This window comes from Chitinophaga parva (assembly GCF_003071345.1).
GTDB classification, from domain to species: Bacteria; Bacteroidota; Bacteroidia; order Chitinophagales; family Chitinophagaceae; genus Chitinophaga; species Chitinophaga parva.
Genome location: NZ_QCYK01000002.1, coordinates 1,417,115 through 1,441,587, shown reverse-complemented (window position 1 = coordinate 1,441,587; position 24,473 = coordinate 1,417,115). Strand labels below are relative to the sequence as shown.

At 53.0% G+C, this 24,473-nt stretch carries 15 protein-coding genes; 1 reads left to right on the top strand and 14 read right to left on the bottom strand.

Features of this window, described 5'->3' with window-relative positions; genetic code table 11:
- The first annotated feature begins 45 nt into the window (after window positions 1-45).
- A complete protein-coding gene (locus DCC81_RS16155) occupies window positions 46-918 on the top strand; it encodes an NAD(P)H-binding protein (protein WP_108687631.1) in 873 nt (290 codons plus the stop codon).
- Between the two features lie 213 nt (window positions 919-1,131).
- Here the strand turns inward: DCC81_RS16155 and DCC81_RS16150 are convergent, their stop codons facing one another.
- From DCC81_RS16150 to DCC81_RS16085, 14 genes are all read right to left on the bottom strand, one after another.
- Window positions 1,132-3,939, bottom strand: a complete 2,808-nt coding sequence (locus DCC81_RS16150; RefSeq protein WP_108687630.1) for a M16 family metallopeptidase — start codon at window positions 3,937-3,939, stop codon at window positions 1,132-1,134.
- Window positions 3,940-3,979: 40 nt separating this feature from the next.
- Window positions 3,980-5,296, bottom strand: coding sequence for a MutS-related protein (locus DCC81_RS16145; RefSeq protein ID WP_108687629.1), 1,317 nt, complete (start codon window positions 5,294-5,296; stop codon window positions 3,980-3,982).
- A gap of 3 nt (window positions 5,297-5,299) precedes the next feature.
- The gene (locus DCC81_RS16140; protein ID WP_108687628.1) at window positions 5,300-6,637 is read right to left on the bottom strand and encodes a MutS-related protein; all 1,338 of its coding nucleotides are present in this window, start codon (window positions 6,635-6,637) and stop codon (window positions 5,300-5,302) included.
- Window positions 6,638-6,642: 5 nt separating this feature from the next.
- On the bottom strand, window positions 6,643-8,961 hold the full coding sequence (locus DCC81_RS16135) for a Gldg family protein (RefSeq protein ID WP_108687627.1): 2,319 nt from the start codon (window positions 8,959-8,961) through the stop codon (window positions 6,643-6,645).
- A gap of 12 nt (window positions 8,962-8,973) precedes the next feature.
- The gene (locus DCC81_RS16130; RefSeq protein WP_108687626.1) at window positions 8,974-9,903 is read right to left on the bottom strand and encodes an ABC transporter ATP-binding protein; all 930 of its coding nucleotides are present in this window, start codon (window positions 9,901-9,903) and stop codon (window positions 8,974-8,976) included.
- A gap of 42 nt (window positions 9,904-9,945) precedes the next feature.
- Entirely contained in the window at window positions 9,946-11,457 is a 1,512-nt protein-coding gene (locus tag DCC81_RS16125; RefSeq protein ID WP_108687625.1) for a PKD-like family lipoprotein, read from the bottom strand.
- Between the two features lie 37 nt (window positions 11,458-11,494).
- Window positions 11,495-12,301 (bottom strand): DUF4843 domain-containing protein, encoded by an 807-nt coding sequence (locus tag DCC81_RS16120; protein WP_133177684.1) that lies wholly within the window; start codon window positions 12,299-12,301, stop codon window positions 11,495-11,497.
- A 27-nt stretch (window positions 12,302-12,328) separates the two neighbouring features.
- Window positions 12,329-13,753, bottom strand: coding sequence for a RagB/SusD family nutrient uptake outer membrane protein (locus DCC81_RS16115; protein WP_108687623.1), 1,425 nt, complete (start codon window positions 13,751-13,753; stop codon window positions 12,329-12,331).
- Window positions 13,754-13,765: 12 nt separating this feature from the next.
- On the bottom strand, window positions 13,766-17,152 hold the full coding sequence (locus tag DCC81_RS16110; protein ID WP_165806613.1) for a SusC/RagA family TonB-linked outer membrane protein: 3,387 nt from the start codon (window positions 17,150-17,152) through the stop codon (window positions 13,766-13,768).
- Window positions 17,153-17,515: 363 nt separating this feature from the next.
- A complete protein-coding gene (locus DCC81_RS16105; protein WP_108687621.1) occupies window positions 17,516-18,685 on the bottom strand; it encodes a FecR family protein in 1,170 nt (389 codons plus the stop codon).
- A 78-nt stretch (window positions 18,686-18,763) separates the two neighbouring features.
- Complete coding sequence (locus tag DCC81_RS16100) at window positions 18,764-19,372, bottom strand: RNA polymerase sigma factor (RefSeq protein WP_240613003.1); 609 nt, start codon at window positions 19,370-19,372, stop codon at window positions 18,764-18,766.
- A 76-nt stretch (window positions 19,373-19,448) separates the two neighbouring features.
- On the bottom strand, window positions 19,449-20,765 hold the full coding sequence (locus DCC81_RS16095) for a MutS-related protein (RefSeq protein ID WP_108687619.1): 1,317 nt from the start codon (window positions 20,763-20,765) through the stop codon (window positions 19,449-19,451).
- A gap of 3 nt (window positions 20,766-20,768) precedes the next feature.
- Entirely contained in the window at window positions 20,769-22,106 is a 1,338-nt protein-coding gene (locus tag DCC81_RS16090) for a MutS-related protein (RefSeq protein ID WP_108687618.1), read from the bottom strand.
- 51 nt (window positions 22,107-22,157) lie between these two features.
- Window positions 22,158-24,470, bottom strand: a complete 2,313-nt coding sequence (locus DCC81_RS16085) for a Gldg family protein (protein WP_108687617.1) — start codon at window positions 24,468-24,470, stop codon at window positions 22,158-22,160.
- Between the last annotated feature and the right edge of the window lie 3 nt (window positions 24,471-24,473).

The following is a 24,473-nucleotide window of genomic DNA, read 5'->3' as shown; positions in this document are numbered from 1 at the left end:
AGTACAAAAATACCTTTGTGCAACAAAAAACAAAAACGCCGTTTTATGAACATCACCATCACCGGTTCACTGGGCAACATCAGCCGCCCACTGGCCACCCAACTGATAGCTGCCGGTCACCATGTAACCATCATCAGCAGCAACCCCGGCAAAACCGATGCCATCCGTGCGCTGGGAGCCACCCCTGCCATTGGCTCCGTTAATGACGAAGCTTTCCTGGCCACCGCTTTCCATGGGGCAGACGCCGTGTACACCATGGTACCCCCGGACTTTTCCGCGCCCAATTACATTGACTACGTGGCTGGTACCGCCCGCAATTACGCCAGCGCGATCCGTGTGAATGGTATTACCCGCGTGGTAAACCTGAGCAGCATAGGCGCCCACCTGGAAAGCGGCACGGGCATGATCTCCGGCCTGCACCAGGCGGAGCAGGTGCTGAACCAACTGGAAGGCGTTCACCTCACCCACGTGCGCGCGCCCTTCTTTTACACCAATTTCATGGGTAACGTGGACATGATCAAGCACCGGGGCATCATTGGCTCCAACTATGCCGGTCGCCTGCTGCTGGTGCATCCGGCAGATATTGCCGATGTAGTGGCAGCGGAGCTGCAGCAACCCGGCCAGGGCAGGCAGGTGCGCTACCTGGTAAGTGATGAACGCAATACCAGCGAGATCGCGGAAGTGCTGGGCGCCGCCGTGGGCAAGCCGGGACTGCCCTGGGTACAATTTACCAACGAGCAACTGCTGCAGGGGCTTACCGGCAGTGGCATGCCGGCGCCCATTGCCAGCCTGTTTGTAGAAATGGGGACCGCCGTACACAGTGGGGCGCTGTGGACAGATTTTGATGCTCACCGCCCCGCCGCCGCACAACGCCGCCCGCTGGAAGTGTTTGCAAAAGAATTTGCCACCCGCTTTTAATGTGCCCTGGCCATGCATAGGGAAGCCGCCTGATCACAAGGCGGCTTCCCGGCGTTAATAACGGTTGTCTGTACGCTGTAATCCCGCTTTCTTACAGCGCCACCCACACTTGTTGAAGCCCGGGTGGCCATTTTTTATCAAAATGAAAAAGGCCACCTGCGAAAGGTGACCTTTATTTTAAGCGATCAACAAAAATGCTGTTGGGTACAGCAGTTATTTCGCTTCCGGCAGGTGTACCAGCCGGACTTCATTTTCATTGGTAAAATATTTTGCAGCGGTTTGTTGCACGCTTGCCCTGGTTACCATGGCCAGCCTTTCATCAAAATGCAATACTGCGTTCATCGGGTCGCCGTTTTGCAAACGGCCCACCAGGTATTGCATCCAGAAGCCATTGTCACGCAGCTGTAACTCCTGGCTGCGGCGGGTTTCCGCCACAAACTTGGCTACATCATCTTCGCTGGGGCCATTGGTCTTCAACTTGTCCATCTCTTCTTTGGTAGCAGCGATCAGTTTTTCCACGTTAGCAGGTGCGCAGGTGATCTGCACGGAGAAGGCATAGCGGCCTTCCGGCAGCTTATTGTAAGTAACGCCGGCGCGGGGAGAATAAGCGCCTCCCTCTGTTTCGCGGATACGTTCCGTAATACGGAACTGCAGGATGGATCCGAGGGCGGTCAACTGCATATTATTGTCTGCATTGTATGCATATGTACCACTGAACACCAGGTTCACCACCGCCTTGTTATCATTGCCTTTGTACACCGTGGCATTCACCTTGCCTTCCGGGATATGGATGCCCAGGTCTTTCCAGTCACTGGTGCCTGCATGTCCTGGCAGTGATGCTACGTACTGTTCCAGCAGCGGATAAAGGCGGGCGGTATCAATATTACCCACCAATACAAAAGTGAGCAGGCCCGCATTGGCAAAGCTTTCTTTGTACACGCGGTAGGCCTCATCCAGCTTCACCTCTTCCAGCCTGGCTTCCGTGAGCGGCTGGCGGCGGTAGTGATGCATGCCCATGATCGCGGCGGCGGTATCTGCAAATACCGCATCGGGGTTATTGCCGCGGCCCGCGAGGCTGGCTTTGGCGCGGCTTATAAGGCCGTTGAAAATATTGGTATCCTTGCGCGGCGCGGTCACCTCCAGGTAAAGTAGCTGCAGCGCCGTTTCCAGGTCTGCAGGACTGGCACCACCCTGGAAGCCCTGGTAACGCTCCTGGATAAAGGGCTGCATCATGGCATTCTTACCGGTCAGTAACTTTGATAACGCCACCGGATCCATATTGCCCAGGCCATTGGCCGCCACCAGCTGCGCCGCGTTAGAAGCCGACATAAATAACGGGTCAGGATATACGGAGGTGCCGCCTGCGCTGAATGCGGAGATCATCACCTGGTCATTTTTATAGTCCGTAGGTTTAACCAACACCTTGATCCCGTTACTCAGCACACAGGTATACACACCCAGGCTATCCGGCCCGCTGCGTTGCAGGATGTGGCCGGCCACCGGCATGGTTTCCAGCAAGCTTTGACCGGTAGCGGCTTCCTGCCAGGGCTGCAGCGGCGCACGGGCCACCGCGGCTATCCAACCATCTACGGTTGCGGCATCGGGCAGGGATGCTTTATCTTTCTCCGGCGCTTCCATGTAAATATCCCGATCGGTGTCCCTGATGGCTTGTTTTGCCAGGGCTTTCACATCGTCTAAGGTGATGCCGGGTACAAGTGTTTTTACCAATGCATACTCTGCATCAATACCCGGGGAGGCGGCGCCCTTCAGGAAGTACTGCACATATTCTTTCACGTAGGAATCGGAAGGCGTTTTATCCCGCTCTTTCCAGGCGGCTTCAAACTCCTGCAGGAAGTTCTTTTTACCACGTTCCAGTTCTGCTGCCGTAACGCCAAAGCGCTGCATACGCTGCACCTCCGTCCATACCATGTTGAATGCTTCCTTCAGTTGCCCGGGCTTAGGGGCTATGTTCACCGTAAAAGCATCCAGGCCGCCCATGAAGCCACCCAGGCCGGCCTGTACCTGCAGGAAAGGTGGATTGCCCTGCGTGGTGATCTGCTGGAAACGTTCCTGCAGTGCGCCATTCATCATCTGCATAACAATAAAGCGGCGGTAATCTTCCCGGTTGCGGATCACCAGTTCCGGTTGTTTGATCATCACCTGTACCTGCGTACGTTGCTGTTCCGCATCGGTAAGCGCCATGAACTGGTTCTTGCCGGTAAGGGCGATGGTGTAGTACTCCCGCTTCTTTTCTTTTGCAGGATTTTTCAAAGTGGCAAACATTTGCTTTACCTGCGCCTCCATCGTGGCCACATCAATATCACCCACCACGATCAGCGCCTGCAGGTCCGGGCGGTACCAGTCCTTGTAAAAAGAACGGATGGTTTCCGGGGTGAAGGTTTTGAGCACACTTTCCAGGCCTATGGGCAGGCGATCCGCATAGCGGCTATGGTTTACCTGCAAGGGCATCATCTGATCCTGGAAACGTTGCTGGGCGCCATTGCGCAGGCGCTTCTCCTCCAGCACCACGCCACGCTCCTTGTCTATCTCCGTGGGATCCAGCGTGGCTTCCCCGGCCCAGTCGCGCATGATCTGCAAGCCGTTGCGCACAATACTGCTATCATCCGAAGGCAGGGGCAACTGGTATACGGTTTCATCAAAAGCGGTGTAGGCATTCAGGTCTGCACCAAAGCGCACACCTGATTTCTGCAGGTATTCCACCAGTTCATTTTTTGGATAGTGCGTCGTACCATTAAAGCTCATGTGCTCCATCATATGCGCCAGGCCACGCTGGGCTTCTGTTTCCTGCATGGAACCGATCTTGTTCACCAGGTAAAAAGTAACCCGGTTCCTGGGCGCTGTATTCTTGCGGATGTAATACGTAAAGCCGTTGGCAAGTTTCCCGGTATGTACGGCAGGGTCCAGGGGAAGCGACTGGGCATGCCCCTGCAAAGGAGCGCCCGCGCCCAGTGTGGTCAGCGCGCAGAGAGCCGCGCAGCCACGGAAGCTGAGTTTAGACATTGTCAGATTTTTTTAATGCGGTTTTTGATCTGCAACAAACCTACATCATTTCAAGAATACGTTCATTACCGATGATCATCATTCCATGCCGGTCATTGGTAATCCCGGCTTGCAGTGTATACGGATAACGGGGCACCGGGCCATCCATCACCGTAGGCAGGAATGCAAACTGTACACCGGCCGCCTGCTGCTTCAGTGGCTCCCCTACTTCTATGATGTGGGTGGAGATAATAAAGCAGCAATTACGATAGGCCGCAAAAGCCGCCGTGACGGCCAGTGTAGCATCATATGCGTCTTTCACATTGGTGCCCTTGAACAGCTCATCAAAGATCACTACCAGGTCCTTCCCTTCACTCACCGCTTGCGCCACGGCCTTTACACGCAATACCTCTGCGTAAAAATGGCTGTACCCAAGGCTCAGGTTATCCGGTACATTGATGGAAGAGAACAGGCCATCGCGCACGGAGAACTCCATGTTTTCCGCGGCCACCGGGAAGCCCATGTGGGCAAGATAAATGGCAATGCCAAACGACTTCATGAATGTGCTCTTGCCAGCCATATTGGCCCCGGTAAGGAATAACAGGTTACACTCCGCTGATAACGACAGGGCATTGGCCACCGCGTTGGCAAGGGCAGGATGGCGCAGTGCCGTGGTGCTTACCCGGTGTTGTGTTTTAGGCAACGCCCGGGCGTAGGAAAACAGCCGATCTTTTGCAACGCCACTCACGGCGATATACACATCCAGGTGATATACCCGCTCCAGTATTTTTTCTACCGCATCGCGCAGGGTATGCCGCAGCAAAAGGTCGTACTTCACTAACTGCATAAAGGATAGCGCTGCATGGTCACCCATACCCCATACGCTTTCCAGGCGGCGGTCTGCCAGCAGCGTTTTTAAGGAGGCTGCCTCATTGCTGTACGCGGACCCTTCCGGCACCCTTAAAGCATCTGCAAACCTGCGCAGGGATTGCAAAATGTGCAGGGCTGCCACCACACCGGCTTTCAGGGCAGCAAACTGCTCATCGTGCACCAGGGCGGCACCTGCCTTTTTACGGAAGGTGGCGGCAAAGACCGCCGGGAAATTAGTGCCCGTGCCCATGCTCAGGTAATTTTCCGCGGTACGGAACACGCTCGTTGGCAGCGGAAAGGTGAATGCCTGCTGCTGGAAGTATTGGAAAATGCTGCTCCGCGCATTGATCGCCTCCGGGTCGGTAAGCGGCTGGGCAAACATGGCGTCCAGCAGGCGCTCCCCGCCGGTGGTATGCACCTTGTTAAACAGGTTGTAAATGGAATGCGGCTTGAACTTGCCCAGCAAGTTAAGGTCTTCCAGTGTTTGCTTGTCTGCAATAAAAGCCATATGCTATTTTTTAGCCAGCCCGGATCTCAGGATATCCAGGATGCCTTCATTGTTGATAATGATCATACCATGCCGGTCGTCGGTAATGCCGGGGGCCAGCGTGTAGGTATATACGGGCCGGTGGCCATCCATGCGCGTGGGCAGGAATACAAAGCGTACGTTCCCACACTCCGCCCGCAACACCTCCCCCGCCTCTATAATGTGGGTGGAAATCACAAACAGGCTGCCCCGCTGGCGGGCAAAGGCTTTCACAATGGCGATGGTGGCCTCGTACGCGTCCTTTACATTGGTGCCGCGGAACAATTCATCAAAGACGATAAAAAGCTTTTTCCCCTGCCCCAGCTCCAGGGCCATTTTCTTTACCCGCAGTACTTCCGCATAAAAATGGCTGGCACCCATGCCCAGGTTGTCCGGCAGGTTAATCGTAGTATAAATACCGTCCAGCACCGCAAACTCCATGGATTGCGCCGGCACAGGAAACCCCATGTGCGCCAGGAACAATGCTATACTCAGGGATTTCATGAAAGTGGACTTCCCCGCCATGTTGGCCCCCGTGAGAAAAAGCACGTTCCCTTCCGGTGTGACCGTAATATCGTTGCCTACGGCGCCTTTCACCTGCGGGTGATATACGCCTTCCAGCCGGACGCCGGATGCGCCGGCCGGCAGGGCGCGGGGGAATGCAAAGCCCCGCTCCGTAGCCACACGGGCTATAGACAGGTACACATCCAGCGCGGCAATATGCCGCAGCAGTTGCTGCACCACCGTCCTGTGCCGGAAGCGCAGCAGCACATCGTACTCCGCGATCAGCGCATGTGATAATTTATCCTTTGCACTGGTTTGCAGCACGGACAGCAATCCCGGTTCTGACAGGAGCAGTAACATTGCCGTCTTCTCCGTTTCATACACATGCCCCGGCCCTATGTCCAGTCCCTGTAAAAAAGTCTTCGTATCACTTAACAATGCCACCAGGGCCTGCACGCCTTTGTAGATCATGGCCGTTTCCCCATTCTGGGCCACCAGGTTACCAAGGCGCTTTGCAAGGGAGTCATCGGCGGCCTGCAATTTCGTACGCTCGTCTGTGTTAGCCAGGTAAGTATCAATGGCATCAAACTGCGCGGGCTGGAAAGGGAATACCATGGCACCCGTGGCAAAATATTGAATAATGCCGCTCCGCCGGTTGATCGCCTCCGGGTCGGAGAGCGGATGCCGGAACATGTCTTCCAGCAGCGCCGCGCCTCCCCGGGTGTGCGTGCGATTAAAGATATTGTACACGGAATCGCCTCCGTGCTTGCCAAAAATATTCAGGTCTTCCAGCGTTTGCCGGTCCGTTGTAAATAACATCTGCTTTATTTTCTTTTACGCCTGATCAGCAGGATGGTTCCAAAAATGAGCAACACACCCGGTATTACCCATACCAGGAAAATGCGCAACACATCCACACCATCCGTAGTGATACTTACACGGTTGTCTTTACTGGGCGGGCGCGAGGTATCGATCGGGAAATCGCCATTATCCAGCCAGCTGAAAATGCCGGTAGCCAATGCGAAGTTGGTCTGCATGGGATTATACCGTTGCAGTTCTTTGATGCTCATAAAGTCCGCGTCACCGGCAATGATGATGTGCTGCTCCTTCCCATTCCGTTTGCGGGACAGGCCCACTACCGTGGGAAACGCACGTTGGATATCGCCCTGTGCGGCATTGAATTCCATTGCGGTGGAATCGGCCACCACTTTGGCTTTGGTCAGCCATGCCTTTTGCGGATCGGTGGTCACCAACTCCTTTACCGCATAACCGCTATCCATTGTGTAGGACAAGCCGGCGGCCGTGGGCATGCTAACCACCACACTGTCTTCCATGGCTTCTTTTACTTTGCTGGTGAAGGCCGCGGCGGCGGTGGTCAGGTTGCCCAACACCAGGTCCTGGGAGAGCTCTTTATGTTTTTGCACGATCATGCCATCCATCAGCTGCACGCCAAATTGTTTCAGGAACGGGTTCAGCACGGCCTGTTTGCCGGGTTCTCCCGCGATAAACAGGTTACCACCCTTATCTACATACTGTTGTATCTTAGCCAGGGTAACCGGGCTCAGTTCCGTCTTTGGATCGGCGATCACCAGTGCGGTAACATCGCCGGGCAGCTCCTGTGTATCCAGTGATATGCTGTCTACGTCAAAGCCCTGGTTCACCAGTGCATTGCGGAAAGTGGTTTCACTGGTAAGGGTATGGTAATCACGGTCGCCATTCTTGTATACGCTGCGTTCCAGGTTGCCCGCCAGGAACAAGACCTTAGGCATCTTGGCCTGCAGCAGGCGCTTAAAGGCTGCCGACACCTCGGTTTCGCTGGGGAAGATCAACTGGTCGTCGTAGATGCGCAGGAAAGTGCTACGGCCTTTGTATTGCAGCTGCATCACAAACCGGTTGTTTTCCGGGCGGAGATTGATGATCTTGTGGATCTCCTCCGGTGATTTGAACAATGACATCTTAAATCCATTGCTCTTTGCCATCTGCTGCGCCATTTCCTTCAGCGTGGCCGGTTCTTTGCCGCCGGTGCTGAAGCTGATGCCATTGCGTCTAAACGTACTGTCGTAATAGTTAGTGTACGTAAATTCGATATCCGGTTTGAAACGCAGGTAAGGCTCCCAGATGGCCAGGAAGTTGTTGCGGAACTCTGGCAACCCAAAATAATAGTATTGATCCAGCATGTTGCTGTACACGTTCACCTGCAGTTTATCGTCTCCCAATTCTTTGATGATGCGTTGTGCATTCGGAGTCAGCGTGCGGGTACGGTTGTTGGTCACGTCCGCATATAATACCATCTTGGGACGGGAACTGATATACCCGATGGCCAGCGCGGATGCCAGCACCATTACATACCGGGCCGCGTTCTGCAACGCCGTTTTGGATTCCCGCGTAGCCTTCAGCCGCACAATGCTCATACCCAGGAAGATGTAAATGATCACGATGAAATAGATCACATCCTTGCTGGTGATCAGCCCCGCCATCATCGCCTGCGCGCGGCCGGACAGTGAAAGGAAGTAGGTAAGGTCCCGCACAAAATCCACCCCCTGCCACAACTGTCCAATGTAGCTCAGGAACCCGATCATTACAAACGTACATACCGCTGCCACCACCTGGTAAGTGGTAAGACAGGACATGAACAGCCCAATGGCGGAGTAAGCGCACAAAAGCAGGTAAAAGCCCAGTGCGGCCGCCAGCAGGGTACCCAGTTCCAGGTGGGGGATATTGAAGTAAGCCGCTACGATCAGGATGCCAAAACCTGCCACCATCAGCAGGCTATACACCATCATGGAAACGTATTTACCCAATATGATCTGCCATACTTTCACCGGGGAAGAATACAGCAACTTGATGGTACCACTGCTGGTTTCGCGGCTGATGAGCCCCATGGTCAGCAACGGGATATAGAAATAAAGCTTCTCCATGATGCTGCCAAACACGCCTCCCCTGCCGGCAAAGATCCTGGCCGTAAGTTCTTTCATATAGTCCAGGCCCCGGCCGCCCAGCTCCTGGGTCACCGCATTGCTATTGAGCACCGTGATATAGGAAAGCGAGCACTGGAAAAGAAATACAATGAGCAAAAACCAGGCAATAGGCGAGTAAAACAGCGTCTTGAGTTCTGTTTTTGCAATTTTAAAAACCGTCTTCATGTATCGGAAATATTATTGGGATGATTGGTTGGATAATTGTTTGAAAATCTCATCGAGGGCGTTCTTGTCGAGATTGATCTCACGCAATCTCCAGCCCTGCTGCACGCTGGCGGCTATGAGCCTTTCCGCAATTTCCTGGTCGCCGCTAAAGTACACGCGCACCTGGCGGGCTGTGAGAAAATCAACTTTGGTGACACCCGGCACTTTCAGCAACTCGGCCTCCGTGGGCGGGTTTTCCATGTTCATCAAAGCACTGTGTGGCTCCACATAGTTGTTGAAAGCATCCATGGTGTCTGAGAATACGATCCTGCCCCCTTCGATCATTTTGATCTCCTTGCAAAGGATCTGCACTTCTGAGAGGATATGGGAAGAAAAGATCACGGCCCGGTCTGTAGCAATCTCCCTGATCAGCGCGCGCACCTCCGTGATCTGGTTAGGGTCCAGGCCATTCGTGGGCTCATCCAGCACCACGAGGCGGGGCTGATGAATGATGGCCTGCGCAATACCCACGCGCTGGCGGTAGCCACCGGAAAGGTTCTTGATCAGGCGCTCGCTGAAATGCGCGATGCCACAACGTTCCTTCACTTCCTTCATCGCCCCCTTGATCTTATCCCTGGGCATCAGCCGCAGGTCAGCACAGTACTCCAGGTATTCATCCACGGTCAGGTCCATATACAGGGGCGCCTGCTGGGGCAGGAAACCGATCAGCTGCTTTGCCAGCTCTGGTTGTTCCCGCATGTTAATGCCGGCAATGTATACATCACCTTCCGTCTGGTTCAGTGCCCCACATAAGATATTCATGGTGGTGGACTTCCCGGCCCCGTTAGAGCCGAGCAGGCCTACAATGCCCGTCTGGCTGATCTCCATGTTGATATCGCGGATAGCCCAGGAGCTGGTATACTTGTGCGACAAATGTTCTATTTTGACAATTGCATTGTCCATCTTCCAAAATTGTTTGTATAATGATTTTATTTACTGATGGTTTTATCTTTCACGGTAAGCAACACTCACGATCCTGCCAAAGCCTGTCCAGGATCTTTTGAAGACCAGCGGCTCATTGGCATCCACCACGCCGTATTGCTCCAGCGTACCGTTGGCGCCTGCGGTGCCGGCCGGATCATACACGCCTACGGAGAGGTAGCGCATCCACACGCCATACGTGGAAGGATATAAACTGGTATGTGTAAATTGTTCAAAGGACAGGTAGCTGATCTCCGCCGGGCTTTTATCCAGCATCAGTTTACTGGTCTGGAGAGACAGGTCGTACTCATACACTTTGCCACCCACGCTGTAAAACAGGTATTCAGGATTGTTGCTCACGGCAAAGTGTGTAGCCTTGTCAATATCCGTAGCGTTGAGTGTTTTCACATAAGTGGGATTGGCACCCGGCAGGAATTTCACCAGCGTGTCTATACCCGTGCCCGGGTTCCTGATAATGGCAACCGCATTGCCCCCGGAGCTCCGGTCCATCCACACCAGCTGGTTACCTTTGGGATAGGCCAGTTCCCCCGCCACCGGCGGCGTGGGATCTGTTACATTAGTAGCGGTGATGCGAGTTGTCACCGCAAAACTGCCATTGTCCATGTTGAACAACGTTGCCCCGCCGGTACCGTCAGACACCACCCAGGGCGATGCCTTGAAGAGGGGCTTACCCACGTATTTATTGATGGGCAGGTTGTACACGGGCGTGCCAGCGCCACTCTTGTTGTACACGTTGTTACCGGAAGTCATGTAATACGTGAGATAATAGAATTGCGGATCCACGCGCAGGTTATCCGCCTTGAAGCCGGCCGGTATATCACCCGTCACTTCGTAGCGCAGATCGTACGTGGGCGTCCAGCTGAATGTTTCCGGATGTATGCGGTTGGTGCCGGAAGCCGTAAGCAGGTATATGCCATAGGTGGAATCGGAGTAATTGAAGGCACTCTGGATGGCACGGGAACACAGCACTTTGTAAGGTTGCCCCTGCGTGGGCAGTGCGGATCCCAGCCGCTTCAGCACGTCTGTGTATTGGGTGAATTTGGCACCCACGGCATCGTAAGACAACATATCCAGGCGGGTATTGCCCCCTACGTCATTCAGCACCAGGTAGCCCTCATATACATCCGTACGTACCAGCAGTGTGGTGCGGATATGAAACAAAACCCCGGTGGTAAGGTCTGTAACCCGGTATTGCAGTGGGTAGGAGCCCGGCAGTTCATCAATCCTCACTTTCAGGTTCTTCTCCGTGGAGATCACCCGATCCCCGGCAAAGCCCTGGTTCACCGACCACTCATAACTGTATTGGTGTGTACCGCCGGCGTCCATGCTGTAAGTAAGCACGGGTGAGATCGACAAAGTATCGCCAAAGGACGCCTTATAACCATTTATGGTATCAAACCCTGCAAAACTTATTTCATTGATCGGGTGGTAGCTGTAGTTACCCTTTTCCTTATTGCAGGATATAAAACCCAGCACCTGTAATGCCAGCACTGCAAAAACTGATATCTTTTTCATTCCAATTTCGTTTTTTGATTACGGTAAAGCCCTTGCATTACTGCTGGAAGTAAGATCCCATCGTCATGGGCGTTTGCCCGTCTGCCTCAAAAATGGTATTACCGGCCGCCGCGTGATCTGTCAGGTAGCGATAGGTAAACCCGCCATAGTAAAGCGCATTGGCCCGCTGCTGCGTAGTAGAGAGCTCCACGGACCAGAAGTCCAATGGCATACCCGCCACCTGGTTCATCAGCCTTACTTTCTTTTCACTGAAATCTCCAAAGTAATAGGAGTAGTTGCTCCAGTAAGGACCGGCCTGCAGCTGGTCAGACACCAACACTTTAAACGTGAGGGTGTGGCTCGTATCGCCTGCGGCGACGTAAGACAGGTCATTGGCGTTGCGCGAGCGGTACTCGATCTGTGTTTTGAACTGGTCATTCTCCCGTAGCCGGAGCGTAAAGGAGAGTACACTGGTCTTCAGCGTTGCAGTGCGTTTTAACGTCACAGGGATGGTATCCGTGATACGCCCGGCATGCATCACAAACGTGGCCGGCAGTATATAATCCGTACCGGCGGTTGCCGTGGCGCCCGCGTCCACCGCCACATCAAAATTGCGGTCCGTCCCTTTTGCCGTACCGGTAACGGCCACGGGTATACGCAGTATGGAATCGGTTTGTTTGTCAGGGCTGAATGCAAATGTCACATTGAGCGAGTCCGCGTAGAACAAGGGCCCCGAATTGGTCTGGTAGCTGTAGTTGAAATAAATGTTATCAGCGGCATGGTAGGTCATCAGCGATTCCTTTTTACAGGAAGCCGCCAGTAGCACGCATACCGTCAGCAATAATATGTTGCAGGATCTTTTCATTGTTTCACTTTTAAAAATCAGCAATGCTTACCGGGTGGAAGTCTCCGACAGCGGCAAAGGCACCACGTATGCGGGATCCACGGTAATGAAATCATACGGGTAGGCTGCATCCGGCACCTGCGTGGCATTGATTCTTTTGTAGTAAAAGAACAACTGTCCCTCGCCCCAGAATTCTTTCTGGTATTCCTTGCGCAGTTCTTCCGAGATGCTGGCCGTAGCAGTCAATGCGGTGAGGCCGCGGTTACGCCTTGCGGTGTTCAGGTAACCCAGGGCAGTGCCAGGGTCCGTATCCGTTTCCGCGAGGATGAAATACATTTCCGACTTGCGCAGCACCGGCTGCAGGAAGCGCCATGGCAGCGCGGGCTGGGTGAGATCCTGGTATTTGAAGAAAGTGCGGTATGACTTACCGGATGCGATCCAATCCTGGGAATAGCGGTAATCGCCTTCATTGCTTTCATATACATTGGCCAGGCGGGTAGGATCCGGTGCGAGGATATAAGCATCCTGCAGGTCGGAACTGAAATAGGTGGTAAAGTTGGTATACAGTGCAGGATTGTATACGGAGAACAATATTTCCGAAGAGAAGATACGATCCGGGTTTACGGGATCATTGGCTACATCATAAGTGGTCCAGGGAAACCACTTCTCCCCTTGTGTGAGCACGGTCAGCGCTGCCTCATGCGCATGTTGTTTATCGCCTTCCCACAGGTAAGCACGGGCCAGCAGGCCTTCCACGGCATAATAGTTCAGGCGCTGGTTGCGCGAGCCGGTGTAGAAATCTGTATTCAGGATAATGCCGGAGGTGATCACCGGGTCATGCTGCAACAGTTGCTGCGCCTGTTTAAGGTCCGCGATCACGTTTGCGAGCACGGTGCCTCCACTAAGGATGGGTTGCGATTGTCCATCGGCTTTCCTGTAATAAGGGATAGCCGGTGAAGTACTGTCCACGGAAAACACGGGGCCAAAAAGACGGAGCAGGTCAAAGTGCATCATGGCACGCAGCGCTATTGCCTCCCCTTTCAGTTCATCTGCATGTGCGGAAGTGATCACTTTAGCGCCCACCGCATTGTCTATCTTGGACAGGAATACGTTCGCCGCCAGGATGGTGGCATATCCCTGGCGCCACAATGTATCAAAAGTGGCCTGCGCTGCGGCTGAGCCGTACTGGTAATAATTAAACACGCTGAGATCGGGGTTGTTGCTCTGTGTACGCGGTTTATAACGTTGCGCCAGCAGTTCCACCGTAGTGGTGGTAAGGTTAGCGCCGTACAACTGGTTTGCGGCCAGGTTCAGGTAAAGTCCGTTCAACGCCTGGTCAATGGCCTTTTCATTGCCATACACCTGCGACTCCGTGTAAGACGTAAGCGGCTGCACGTCCAGGTATTTTTTACACCCGGCCATCGTCAGCAAACCACAAACCAGGAACAGGGTAATGATATAACTGTTCTTCATAAAAAGTCCTTTTTAAAATGAAACATTCAGGCTGAAAGAAGCGGAGCGTGCAAACGGGTAGTCCAGCCCCCTTTCACTTTTTACACTTTCAACCCGGAAAATATCATTGACGTAAAATGTAGCGCTGAGGGATTGCAGGCGCAGGTTCCGGATCCACTGCGCACTGGAGCGCCAGCCCAGGTTGAAAGACTCCCCGATGATGTGGTTGTCTTTCTCCACGAACCTGGAAGAGATGGGATTGGCCGAATATTGCGTCAGGGAAGTAAACTGTGCTATATCACCCGGCTTCTGCCAGCGGTCATACAGCGCGCGGCGGTCCAGGTTAGGGACCACTGTACCCATACCGTTCACCATACTGATGTTCTCCACTTTATTATACAGGGCGCTGTTAAATACATAACCACCCACGCGGTAACGGGCATTAGCCCCCAGTGAAAAATCCTTGTAAGTAAAGTTGGTAGACACGATGCCTTCCACTTCCGGTCTTGTATTGCCCACGCGCACAATGTCCTGCGGGTCATACACGAAGGATATCTGCCCATTCTTTTTCTGGTATAGCTCATGCCCGGTGGCCGGATCAATGCCCAGCGAGCGCACCGCCCAGATATCATCCGGGCTGTAACCATCGTAGTACCGCTCCAGGCCCTTGCTGTCCAGCTCCGCTTTATTGAGGGCGGCAAGCCGGTTGCCAAAACCGCCGTATGTGCTTTTGCTCTGCACACCGCTCACAGATACTGTCCATACAATGCGGTCCTTAAGGTTATAAATGGGCGAGTACCGGAGATTGAAATTCCATCCTTTAGTGGTGAGTGTACCCACGTTGATCACGTAATTATCATTCAGTGCCACGGAAGAAGGCAACGTACCGTTTGCGCCCACAGCCAGGGGATCTGTCTTTTTATGGTAGTACTCTACCAGGCCGGAAATGCGGTTGTTCATAAAAGCAAAATCCAACCCATAGCTACCCTGCAATGTTTTAGACCATTCCAGGTTGGGACTGCCCAGCGAAGCAAGGGACAATCCCTGCCCGAACGTGTTGTTATTCCCACCTACAAAAGAGTAAGTGGACACGGAGGTGAAGTTGCCCAGGTTCTCATTACCGGAATAACCCAGGTTAGCCCGCAGCTTCAGGAGGTTCATCCACTTCATGTCCATGAAGAATGCCTCCCGGCTCAGGTTCCAGCCCAAACCTCCTGATACGAACGGTTTGTATCTTTTGTTACTGCCAAAAACACTGGCGCCATTGAGGGTGTATACTCCGTCAAACATGTAGCGGCCATCATACGCATAGTTTACGCTGCTGGTAAAATCCATGGCCCGCGTGGTCACCTGCGAGGCGCCGGGCACACTGTAAGGCGTGAAGCCATATGCAAACACCGGGTTACCATTGGTACCGTAAGGGAAGCCTACCACGGAGAAAGACACACCTTCATTGGTAGTACTCTGCACCTGTCCACGGGCAATGGCAGTGACCTGGCTTTTACCGATCACGGTGCCATAGGCCACGGTTAAATTGCCGGTGTAGGAACGGCTTTCGGAATGACTGTACGTATAGCTTCCCTTCTGGCGCGCATCCACCCCGTCAAACTGGGTGTTATCCGGCGGGATGAACACAACGCCGGTGGCATTGCCCTTGCTGAGTTGCAGCGCGCCTTCCAGCCGGAACGATTTGGAGAGGGTGTAAATGCCGCGTATGTTATTGGCGAAGGAGAATGTCTTTGCCTGGTTAATGCTGTACAACATGGCGTTGTACAGGGGATTGATCTGGGCGGTGTCATATACCGGGTCCAGCTGGCGGTTGATCACACCGGTGGAATCCGTTTTACGATAATACGGGTTCACAGCGGCATAGCTGGCAAAGGAACCGTAGGGCGATTCTGTGGCCGTATTGCCGGACACCAGCACCTGGTCAGTTACATTCAACCGGCCCTTGCGGTAAGTAACGGTCATATTGCCAGCCCAGTTCTTGCGGCCGGAGCCCTTCATCACGCCTTCCTGGTTGCTGTAAAGGCCCCCTGCGTTGAAGGTAAATTCGTTGTTGCCGCCATTGAGCTGGAGGGAATGTTTATTGGTGATACCCGTTTGCACCGGCACTTTCAGCCAGTACGTATTCACACCGCGCGCCACATCTGCCTGGCGGGCTGCATTGCGCTCTTCCGTGAGCCAGTAATTGGTGCCGCTGGAGGTGGATGGCGTACCAGCAGTCAGCTTTTCCCATTGCAGTTTTTCTGCTGCGTTCATGAGGTTATAACTGCTCAGGTCCGGAAGGTCCAGGCTGAGGTCTGCCACATAGCTGCCTTGCAGCCTGCCCGGTATGGGACGCTTGGTTTCCACCACTACCACCCCGTTTGATGCCTTGGCCCCATACAGCGCGGTAGACGCCGCGTCCTTCAGGATGGTGATAGAGGCCACACGATTCATATCCAGGTCGTAAATAGCCTGCAGCGTGGTTTCAAAACCATCCAGGATGAACAGGGGCTGGTTGGGATCCGCGTTGAACTGGCTGTTCAGGTTCGCGTTGGTAAGCGTTGTCTTGCCGCGTATTTCCAGCGTAGGTAATTTATTGGGATTGGAGCCCTGCAGGTTGTTATCCACTTTGATGAGGGAAGGATCCAGTGTAGCGAGGCTGGCCAGCACATTACGGTTGCCGATGGTCTTCAGCTCATCGCCTGTGAAGGTGGATACCGCGCCGGTAAAACTTTCCTTATTACGTTTAAAGATCCCGTTGTTGATCACCACTTCGGTGAGCGCGGTGGTAACGGGTTTGAGGGAGATCACGAACACGCCATTCTCCAGCCGGCGTATCAGGGTGTTATCCACAACCACCGTGCCCCCGCGGGGCAGGTCTACCAGCCTTTCCACCGGCATGTTGAAGGTGGCGTAGCCAATGCAGGAGATCGTGATCGTTGCATGTACCGGCGCATGCGGGAACACGAACGTCCCGTCGCTCCTGGTCACATAGCCGCGGTCCCCGGCTTTAAAGGAGATCGTGGCGCCTGCCACGGCCTGGTTGGTCTGTGCATTCATCACAAACCCGCTCACATCGATCGTCGGGTCTTGCACGGTGGGGCTCATGACTGTGGCCGGCGCCGGCGTTACCACACCAGGCACCTCCGACAGGATGATCGTGTTATCCTTTACTTTGTAGGTAAATGGCTGGTCCTTCATGATCACGGAGAGGAACCGGTTCAGGTCCATATTCCTCGCGGTGATGGTGACCGGGTGCGAGTGTTCCAGGAAGTCCACCTTCCCCCACACGAGGTAGCCCGTCTGGTGTTCTATGGCCTTGAACACTTCTTTTAATGGCATGTCCTTCGCCGATAAAGAAATGGTTTGTGAATAGCTGGCGGCGGAGAGGTGCATACAAAAGACCAACATTAAGATGGTGGTTATTCTCATAATTTTCAGCATTTGGGCCCGTAGCCGGAACATGCCTGGTGGTGGACAGGCATAGGGATGGTGGCTACAATTAGCAGTTTTTTGCATAAATTGCAGTGTTTGGTTGTTAAAATGTCATGTAAGAAATCACCTTTTGATAAGCCAGACTTCACCGGATCACGCCGCAAACGTGTTCCGGTTTTTTTTTGCTGCCCATCGTGCATAGAGAGGGCCGTTCCATCGCTGGGCCCCCAGACGGTTAGATGTAAAAAAGCATACTTTTTTGGTTGACTAATAGACTTGGTTGATACTAAAACTGCTTACCTGTTATTGGTTGAAATCAAGATCTTCTTCCTGTTGTGATTATATTTCCTTTTTTTATCCTTAAGGCATTACCATTAATTTCCTGCCGGGCAGCATTTCATAATGCAGTCCAAAGCCTTTCAAAGCCCCCAGTACCGTTTCCAGGTCTGCCTTACGCGGTACTTTACCAAAGAATTTCACCTCCGGCACATTGGGCGCGTAAACCACCTGGATATCATACCAGCGCTCTATCTGCATCATCATTTCCCGCAACCCCACGTCTTCAAAATTGAAGATCCCGTTGCGCCAGGCGAGCGCCTTTTCCATGTCAGCATTTTTCAGGAGGCTGATCTCGCCGGAGATCTGCGCCTGCTGACCAGGCTTTACGATCTTTTTATCGCTTCCTTTGGAAACCCGGATCAGGCCTTCCACCAGCGTAGCGTCTATGCTCCCGCCATCTTTATAAGCATTCACGTTGAAACTGGTGCCCAATACTTCCACACCTGCTTCGTCATTAATACTGACGATAAAAGGTTGTGCTGCATTGCCCGCCACTTCAAAATAAGCCTCCCCGGTGATCCGTACTTTGCGTTCCCCGCCGGTGAATACCGTTGGGTAAGTAAGGCTGCTGGCGGCATTCAGCCACACACGTGTACCATCCGGCAATATCACCTGGTACTGGCGCCCCCGCGGGGTGGTCATGGTATTATACACAACCGTAGCGTTGGCATCCTGTATATGATTGTATTGCAGCTGTCCATTTTGGAGGCTTACCTGCGCCCCGGGCTGTGTAGCCACAAACCCGTTCTGCAGGCTGTCCAGGGTTACCTGGGCCCCATTGGCCAGGGTGAGCACGGCACCGTTCCGGCCGGGGGGAATGCTTTGTGCGGTTTGTTTTGCCAAACCGGGTGCGGACGGGTATTGCAACAGCTCATAGCCGCCTACTGCCAGCAGCAGCAACCCTGCCGCCGCGGCCCACCAATAGCGGCGCAGGAAATGTACGCGGTGCACCGGGGGCGATGCTACCGGAGCGGCAGCTTCCCCGCGGATGCTTTCCTGCAGCCTGTTATAAATACGTTCTCCTGCTGCATCCTGTTGTGCTTCATTCTGGTCTGCCGCCGCCGACTGGCGGTAGTCCAGTATAGTAAGGTAGCTCTCTGCAAACGCCTGTTCCTCCGGGCTGGCGGTACCGGCGGCATAACGTTCCAGGAGCTGGGATAATAACTCTTTATCCTTTTCTGCAGGTTGCATATAGCAGTGCGTTTAAGTACCTAGACACAAAAACGGGAAGATCGTCCCGACCTTCCCGTTCTTTTTTTAAATTTTTTTTTATCCCTTGCCGTTCAGCACTTCCAGGAGCAGGAGCACCGGTAGCAAGTGGCCAAAACGGACGCGCAGGAACTGCACGGAGATACTGAGCTGGTTCCGGACGGTTTTCTCGGAAATATCCAGCTGACTGGCGATCTCGCTGGTAGTAAGGTGTTGGAAATAATAGCGGACAAAGATCTTCCGGCGCTTTTCGGGAAGCGCTTCTATCCAGGTGGAGATCAGGGCAATGAGGTCTTTTTCCAGCACTCCCTGGTCTGCGGCATAGAGGGAGGCACCTGCATGCTCCAGTACATTAAATAAAAAAGTGTCCTTTTTACGCGCCAGTTCATTCAGGATACGGTTGTGCAGGGACTTGCCAAGATAAGCCGGCACGTTGTCTATATAGAGGGTTTCCCGGCGGCGCCAGATCTCGAGGAATACATCGTGTATCACTTCACTGGCCTGTTCCGCATCCGCCAGCTTGCGGCTGGCCGTCATATACAGTTTTCGCCAATAGCGCTGAAATAGCTTTGCAAAGGCATCTTCTGAGCCCAAAGCTATTTGGTTGAGTAGTTCCTGGTCGGTATGTTGATATTCACTGGACAATGCTGGAAGGGCATGGGAAGACACCCATCCGGGTAAATTTAATAAAAAATCTTTACGGATGGTATTTTCTTTCCCGCGGGCAACAGCAGGGAGATCTGCCCTATATCATTTCAAGTATCCCTTCGTTATGGATGATCATCATACCATGCCGGTCATTGGTAATACCTCCCGTTAGCCGGTAAGTATAACGCGGCAACGGGCCTTCCATCACCGTGGGCAGGAATGCAAACTGCACACCGGTGACCTGCTGTTTCAGCGGCTCTCCCACCTCTATGATGTGGGTGGAGATAATAAAGCAGCAATTACGATAGGCCGTAAAAGCCGCCGTGACGGCCAGTGTAGCATCATGCGCGTCTTTTACGTTAGTCCCTTTGAATAATTCATCAAAGATCACCACCAGGTTTTTACCTTCACTCACCGCCTGCGCCACCGTTTTTACGCGCAATACCTCCGCGTAAAAATGACTGTACCCAAGGCTCAGGTTATCCGGTACATTGATGGAAGAATAAAGGCCGTCCCTGACGGAAAACTCCATTTGCTCCGCTGCCACCGGGAAGCCCATGTGCCCCAGGTACACTGCGATGCCAAAGGACTTCATCAGCGTACTTTTACCGGCCATGTTAGCACCGGTGAGGAACAACAGGTTGGAAGATGCTGAAAGCGTAAGCGCATTGGCCACGCCCTTGTCCAGCGCGGGGTGGCGCAAACCGGTGGTAAAAAACACCTGTGCCGCCGCAGGCAAAGCATGCGCATAGTGAAAGCCCTTTGCTGCCGCCACTCCACTCACTGCAATGTACACATCCAGCCTTCCCACCTGTGCCACTAACTGCTCCATCTCTTCCCGCAATGTATGCCGCAACAGGTGATCATAACGGGATAGCGCCCATACGGAAAAAGCACGGTCCGTTGCCGCCGTCCAAACCGGCTCCAGCCGCCTGTCCGCCAGCAGCGCATTGAATGCCATAAAGGTTTTAAAGTACGGTTCCGTATCCGGCACATCCAGTGTTGCCATAAATTTCTTAAGCACCTGCAGCATGCGGATGACCGCCGCAGCGCCTTCCTGCAGTTGCTGCCATTGTTCGTTCCTCAGTAAACCGGCAACTACTTTTTTACGTGCCAGGTCTGCCCACACCGCCGGAAAGCTGTGGTGTGTGCCCATGGACAGGTACTGCACCGCGGCATGAAACAGCGCGGGATCCAGCGGGAAGCGGAATGCCTTGCGCTGGAAAAACTGAAACGTGCGGCTACGTTCATTAATGACCGCTGCATCTGTAAGCGGCCTTGCAAACATGGCCTCCAACAATTTCTCCCCCTCAGTTGTCTGCACTTTATTGAAAAGATTATAAATAGACTGCGGCCTGAATTTCCCTACGAGGTTCAGATCCTCCAGCGTCTGTTTATCGGCTATAAAGTCCATACACTATGTTTTAGGTAACCGGGATCTCAGCATATCCAGAATACCTTCGTTATTGATAATGACCATGCCATGACGGTCGTCCGTGATGCCTTCCACCAGTTTATATGTATATACAGGCTGCGTTCCGTTCATATGCGTGGGCAGGTAAACAAAACGCACGTTGTCACAAACTTCCCTGAGCACCGCACCTGCTTCTATGATATGCGTGGAAATAACAAAAAAACTATTCCGTCTTCTTGCAAATGCTTTTACAATGGCAATAGTAGCCTCGTAAGCGTCCTTTACATTGGTGCCGCGGAACAATTCGTCGAATACAATAAACAGGTTCCTGTCTTGCCCCAGTTCAGCAGCAATTTTCTTTACCCGGAGCACTTCCGCATAAAAATGACTGGCGCCCATCCCCAGGTTATCCGGCAGGTTGATCGTTGTATAAAGACCGTCCAGTGCAGAGAATTCCATTTGCGCAGCCGGCACCGGGAATCCCATATGTGCGAGGAACAACGCAATACTGAGCGATTTCATAAATGTGCTCTTACCAGCCATATTCGCCCCGGTAAGAAATAATATGTTGCCCGCCGGCATGATCGCTATATCGTTAGGCACGGCATGCTTTACCAGGGGATGATAGACACCCGTAATCCGGATCCGGTGCTGCGTCCCGGGCAAGGCCTCCGCAAACGTGAACCCACGTTCGCGCGCCACCGCTGCCACGGACATATATACATCCAGTTCATAACAATGGTTCAGTAAACGCTGGATCGTTCCGCCATGGCGGAAGCGGAACAATCCATCGTAACCAGCCAGCACATTGTGCGGCAATTTATGTTTGACGGCATGTGTCAATACCGTGGTAAGATCAGGTTCTTCCAGCAGGCGCATTATCGCATTACGGTCTGCCAGGTACGGATGCGCATGTGGCAGTGCAAGCGATGTCATAAAATGATGTATTGCCTGCAACAATTCCACGAGCGCCTGTATGCCTTTATAGAGCATGGCAGTATCGCCATCCATGGCTACGAGGTTACCAAACCTTCGCGCCATGCCGGAGCCTTCTGCACTAAGCCTCGTCCGTTCATCCGTATTGGCCAGGTAAGATTCAATAGCATCGAGCTGTGGCCCGGTGAACGGGAGCTGTAACCCCGCGCTGGAAAAGAACGACAGCTTTCCACTGCGCCGGTTAATTTCATCCTGGTTGCCAAGCGGGTACCGGAACATCTCTTCCAGTACCGCCGCCCCTCCTTTCGTCACCGTCCGGTTGAACAGGTTGTAAACGCCACCGCCACCATGCTTGCCGAAAATATTCAAGTCGTCAAGCGTCTGCTTATCGGTTGTAAAAAGCATGGATAAATTTTATCTGGTAGATCATAAAAGTTACAGCTGGCACAGGACAGGTCATTTCCTCCTTCTGCGGATCAGCAGGATGGCGCCGGCCAGCAGTACAAGGGCAGGCAAGATCCATACTAACAGGATCTTCAATCGCGCCACTCCTTCCGTACTGATGTTAACACGCCTGTCTTGCGAATCAGGCCGGGTGGCCTCTATAGGAAATTCACCGTTGCTCAGCCAACTGAAAAGGGCCGTATTAAACTGAAAATTCGCTGTCTGGATATTGCTACGGCTCAATTCTCCGTTACTCATCACGTCAGCATCGCCTACCACCACGATGCGTTGCTCCTTACCATTCACCTTGCGCGACAGGCCTAATGCGGTAGCAAAGGATTGCTGTACATCGCCTTCTGCCGGCGAAAATTTAACCGCGCCGGAATCAGCCACCAGTTTTCCCTTCTTTAACCAACTGTTCTTTGCATTGGTAACCAGCAGCGGTTCTACCGTAAAACCACTGTCGGCCGTGTACCATAACGGTGCGGCAGAAGGCATGGATACCGGGATCGTATCGTCATACTGACGGCCTATTGCCGCAGTGAATTTGGCCGCCAGGGGTGTAATGCCCGCCAGGACGAGATCCGGCGACTGATCGTCGCTGGGCTGTACCAGCGTGCCATCCATCAGTTGTACACCAATATGCTGTAACAACGGGTTAATGACCGCCTGCTTCCCTGTTTCCGCCAGCACTATCAGGTTACCACCCGCATCAATGTAGTGCTTAATTTTATCCAGCACCGTTGCGGAGAACGCTACCCTGGGATCCGCAATTACAAGCGCGGAGATATCCTGCGGAATGCCGGAAACATTGGCATCCAGTGTATCGATATCAAAGCCCTGGTTGATTAGTGCATAGCGGAAGGTAGTGGCCCTTGCCTGTGTAATAAGATCCCGGTCCCCTGTTTTATTTACATTACGCTCCAGCTCACCGGTCAGGAAAAGCGCCCTGGGCATCTTATCCTGCAGGAGGCGTTTCAGCGCCGCACCTACTTCCGGTTCTGCGGGAAAGACAAACTGGTCGTCAAAGATGCGCAGGAACGTGCTCCGGCCCCTGTATTTCACCTGCATCACAAACCGGTTAAGCTCCGGGCGCAGATCTACTATTATGTGGATCTCCTGCGGGGTCTTAAAATCCGCCAGGTTGAGGTCTGAACTTTTCGCGATCTGCGCGGCAATGTCTTTCACCCCCTTGCCTTTATAGGAAGCAAACATCATCCGGGCATTGTCGTAAGAGGTGTCATAATAGTTTACGAACTTAAAGTCAATATCCGGCTTGAAGCGCAGGTAGGGTTCCCACAGGCTCAGCAACACATTCCGTTGTTCCGGCAGCCCCAGGTAATAATAATTTCCCAACAGGTTGTTATATGTTGTGACCTCCACCTTCTCTTTACCCAACGTTTTCAATATCTTCTGGCTGGCTTCAGAGATGGTACGCGTTTTATTTGCAGTAGCATCATAGTAAAATGCCAGGGAAGGGCGCCCTGTCACATAACCGATCATCACACCAGACAGTACTACGGCAATGTAACGCGCCGCCTTCACGGTCCACGGCTTGGACTCCATGCCAGACCTGAGTTTCAGGATGGTAAGACCAAGGAAGATATAGACGATGATCACGAAATAAAGCACATCCTTTGAAGAGATCAGCCCTCCCAGCATGTTCTGGGTACGGCCCGACATCGACAAGAAATAAGTAAGGTCCCGCACAAAATCAACGCCCTGCCATAGCTGGCCTACGTAACTAAGGAACCCGATCATCACGAAGGTAGCTACCGCGGCTACTACCTGGTAAGTGGTAAGACTGGACATGAAAATCCCGATGGCCGCGTAGGCACATAACAACAGGTAAAAGCCAAATGCGGCGGCGAGCAGCATTCCCACATCCGCATGCCGGATGTTCATACTGCCAGCCAGGATCAATATACCGAGCATACAGATCATCAACAGGCTATAAACCAGCATGCTCAGATATTTACCAAATACGATCTGCCATATCTTTACGGGGGAAGAATATAACAACTTGATGGTACCACTGTTCATTTCCCGGCTGATCAACCCCATTGTGAGCAAGGGGATGTAGAGATACAATTTTTGCATTACGTTCGGGAATACGCCATACCGCCCGCCGAATATCCTTGACGTGAGTTCAAACATATACCGGAGCCCTATGCCCCCGATCTCCTGTGTACGGGCATTATTACCCAGCACTTCTATATAAGACAGGTTGCACTGCATCAGGAACACGATCATCAGGAACCAAGCAATGGGAGAATAAAATAAATTGAGTAGTTCTGTTTTTGCAATTTTAAATACTGTTTTCATGTC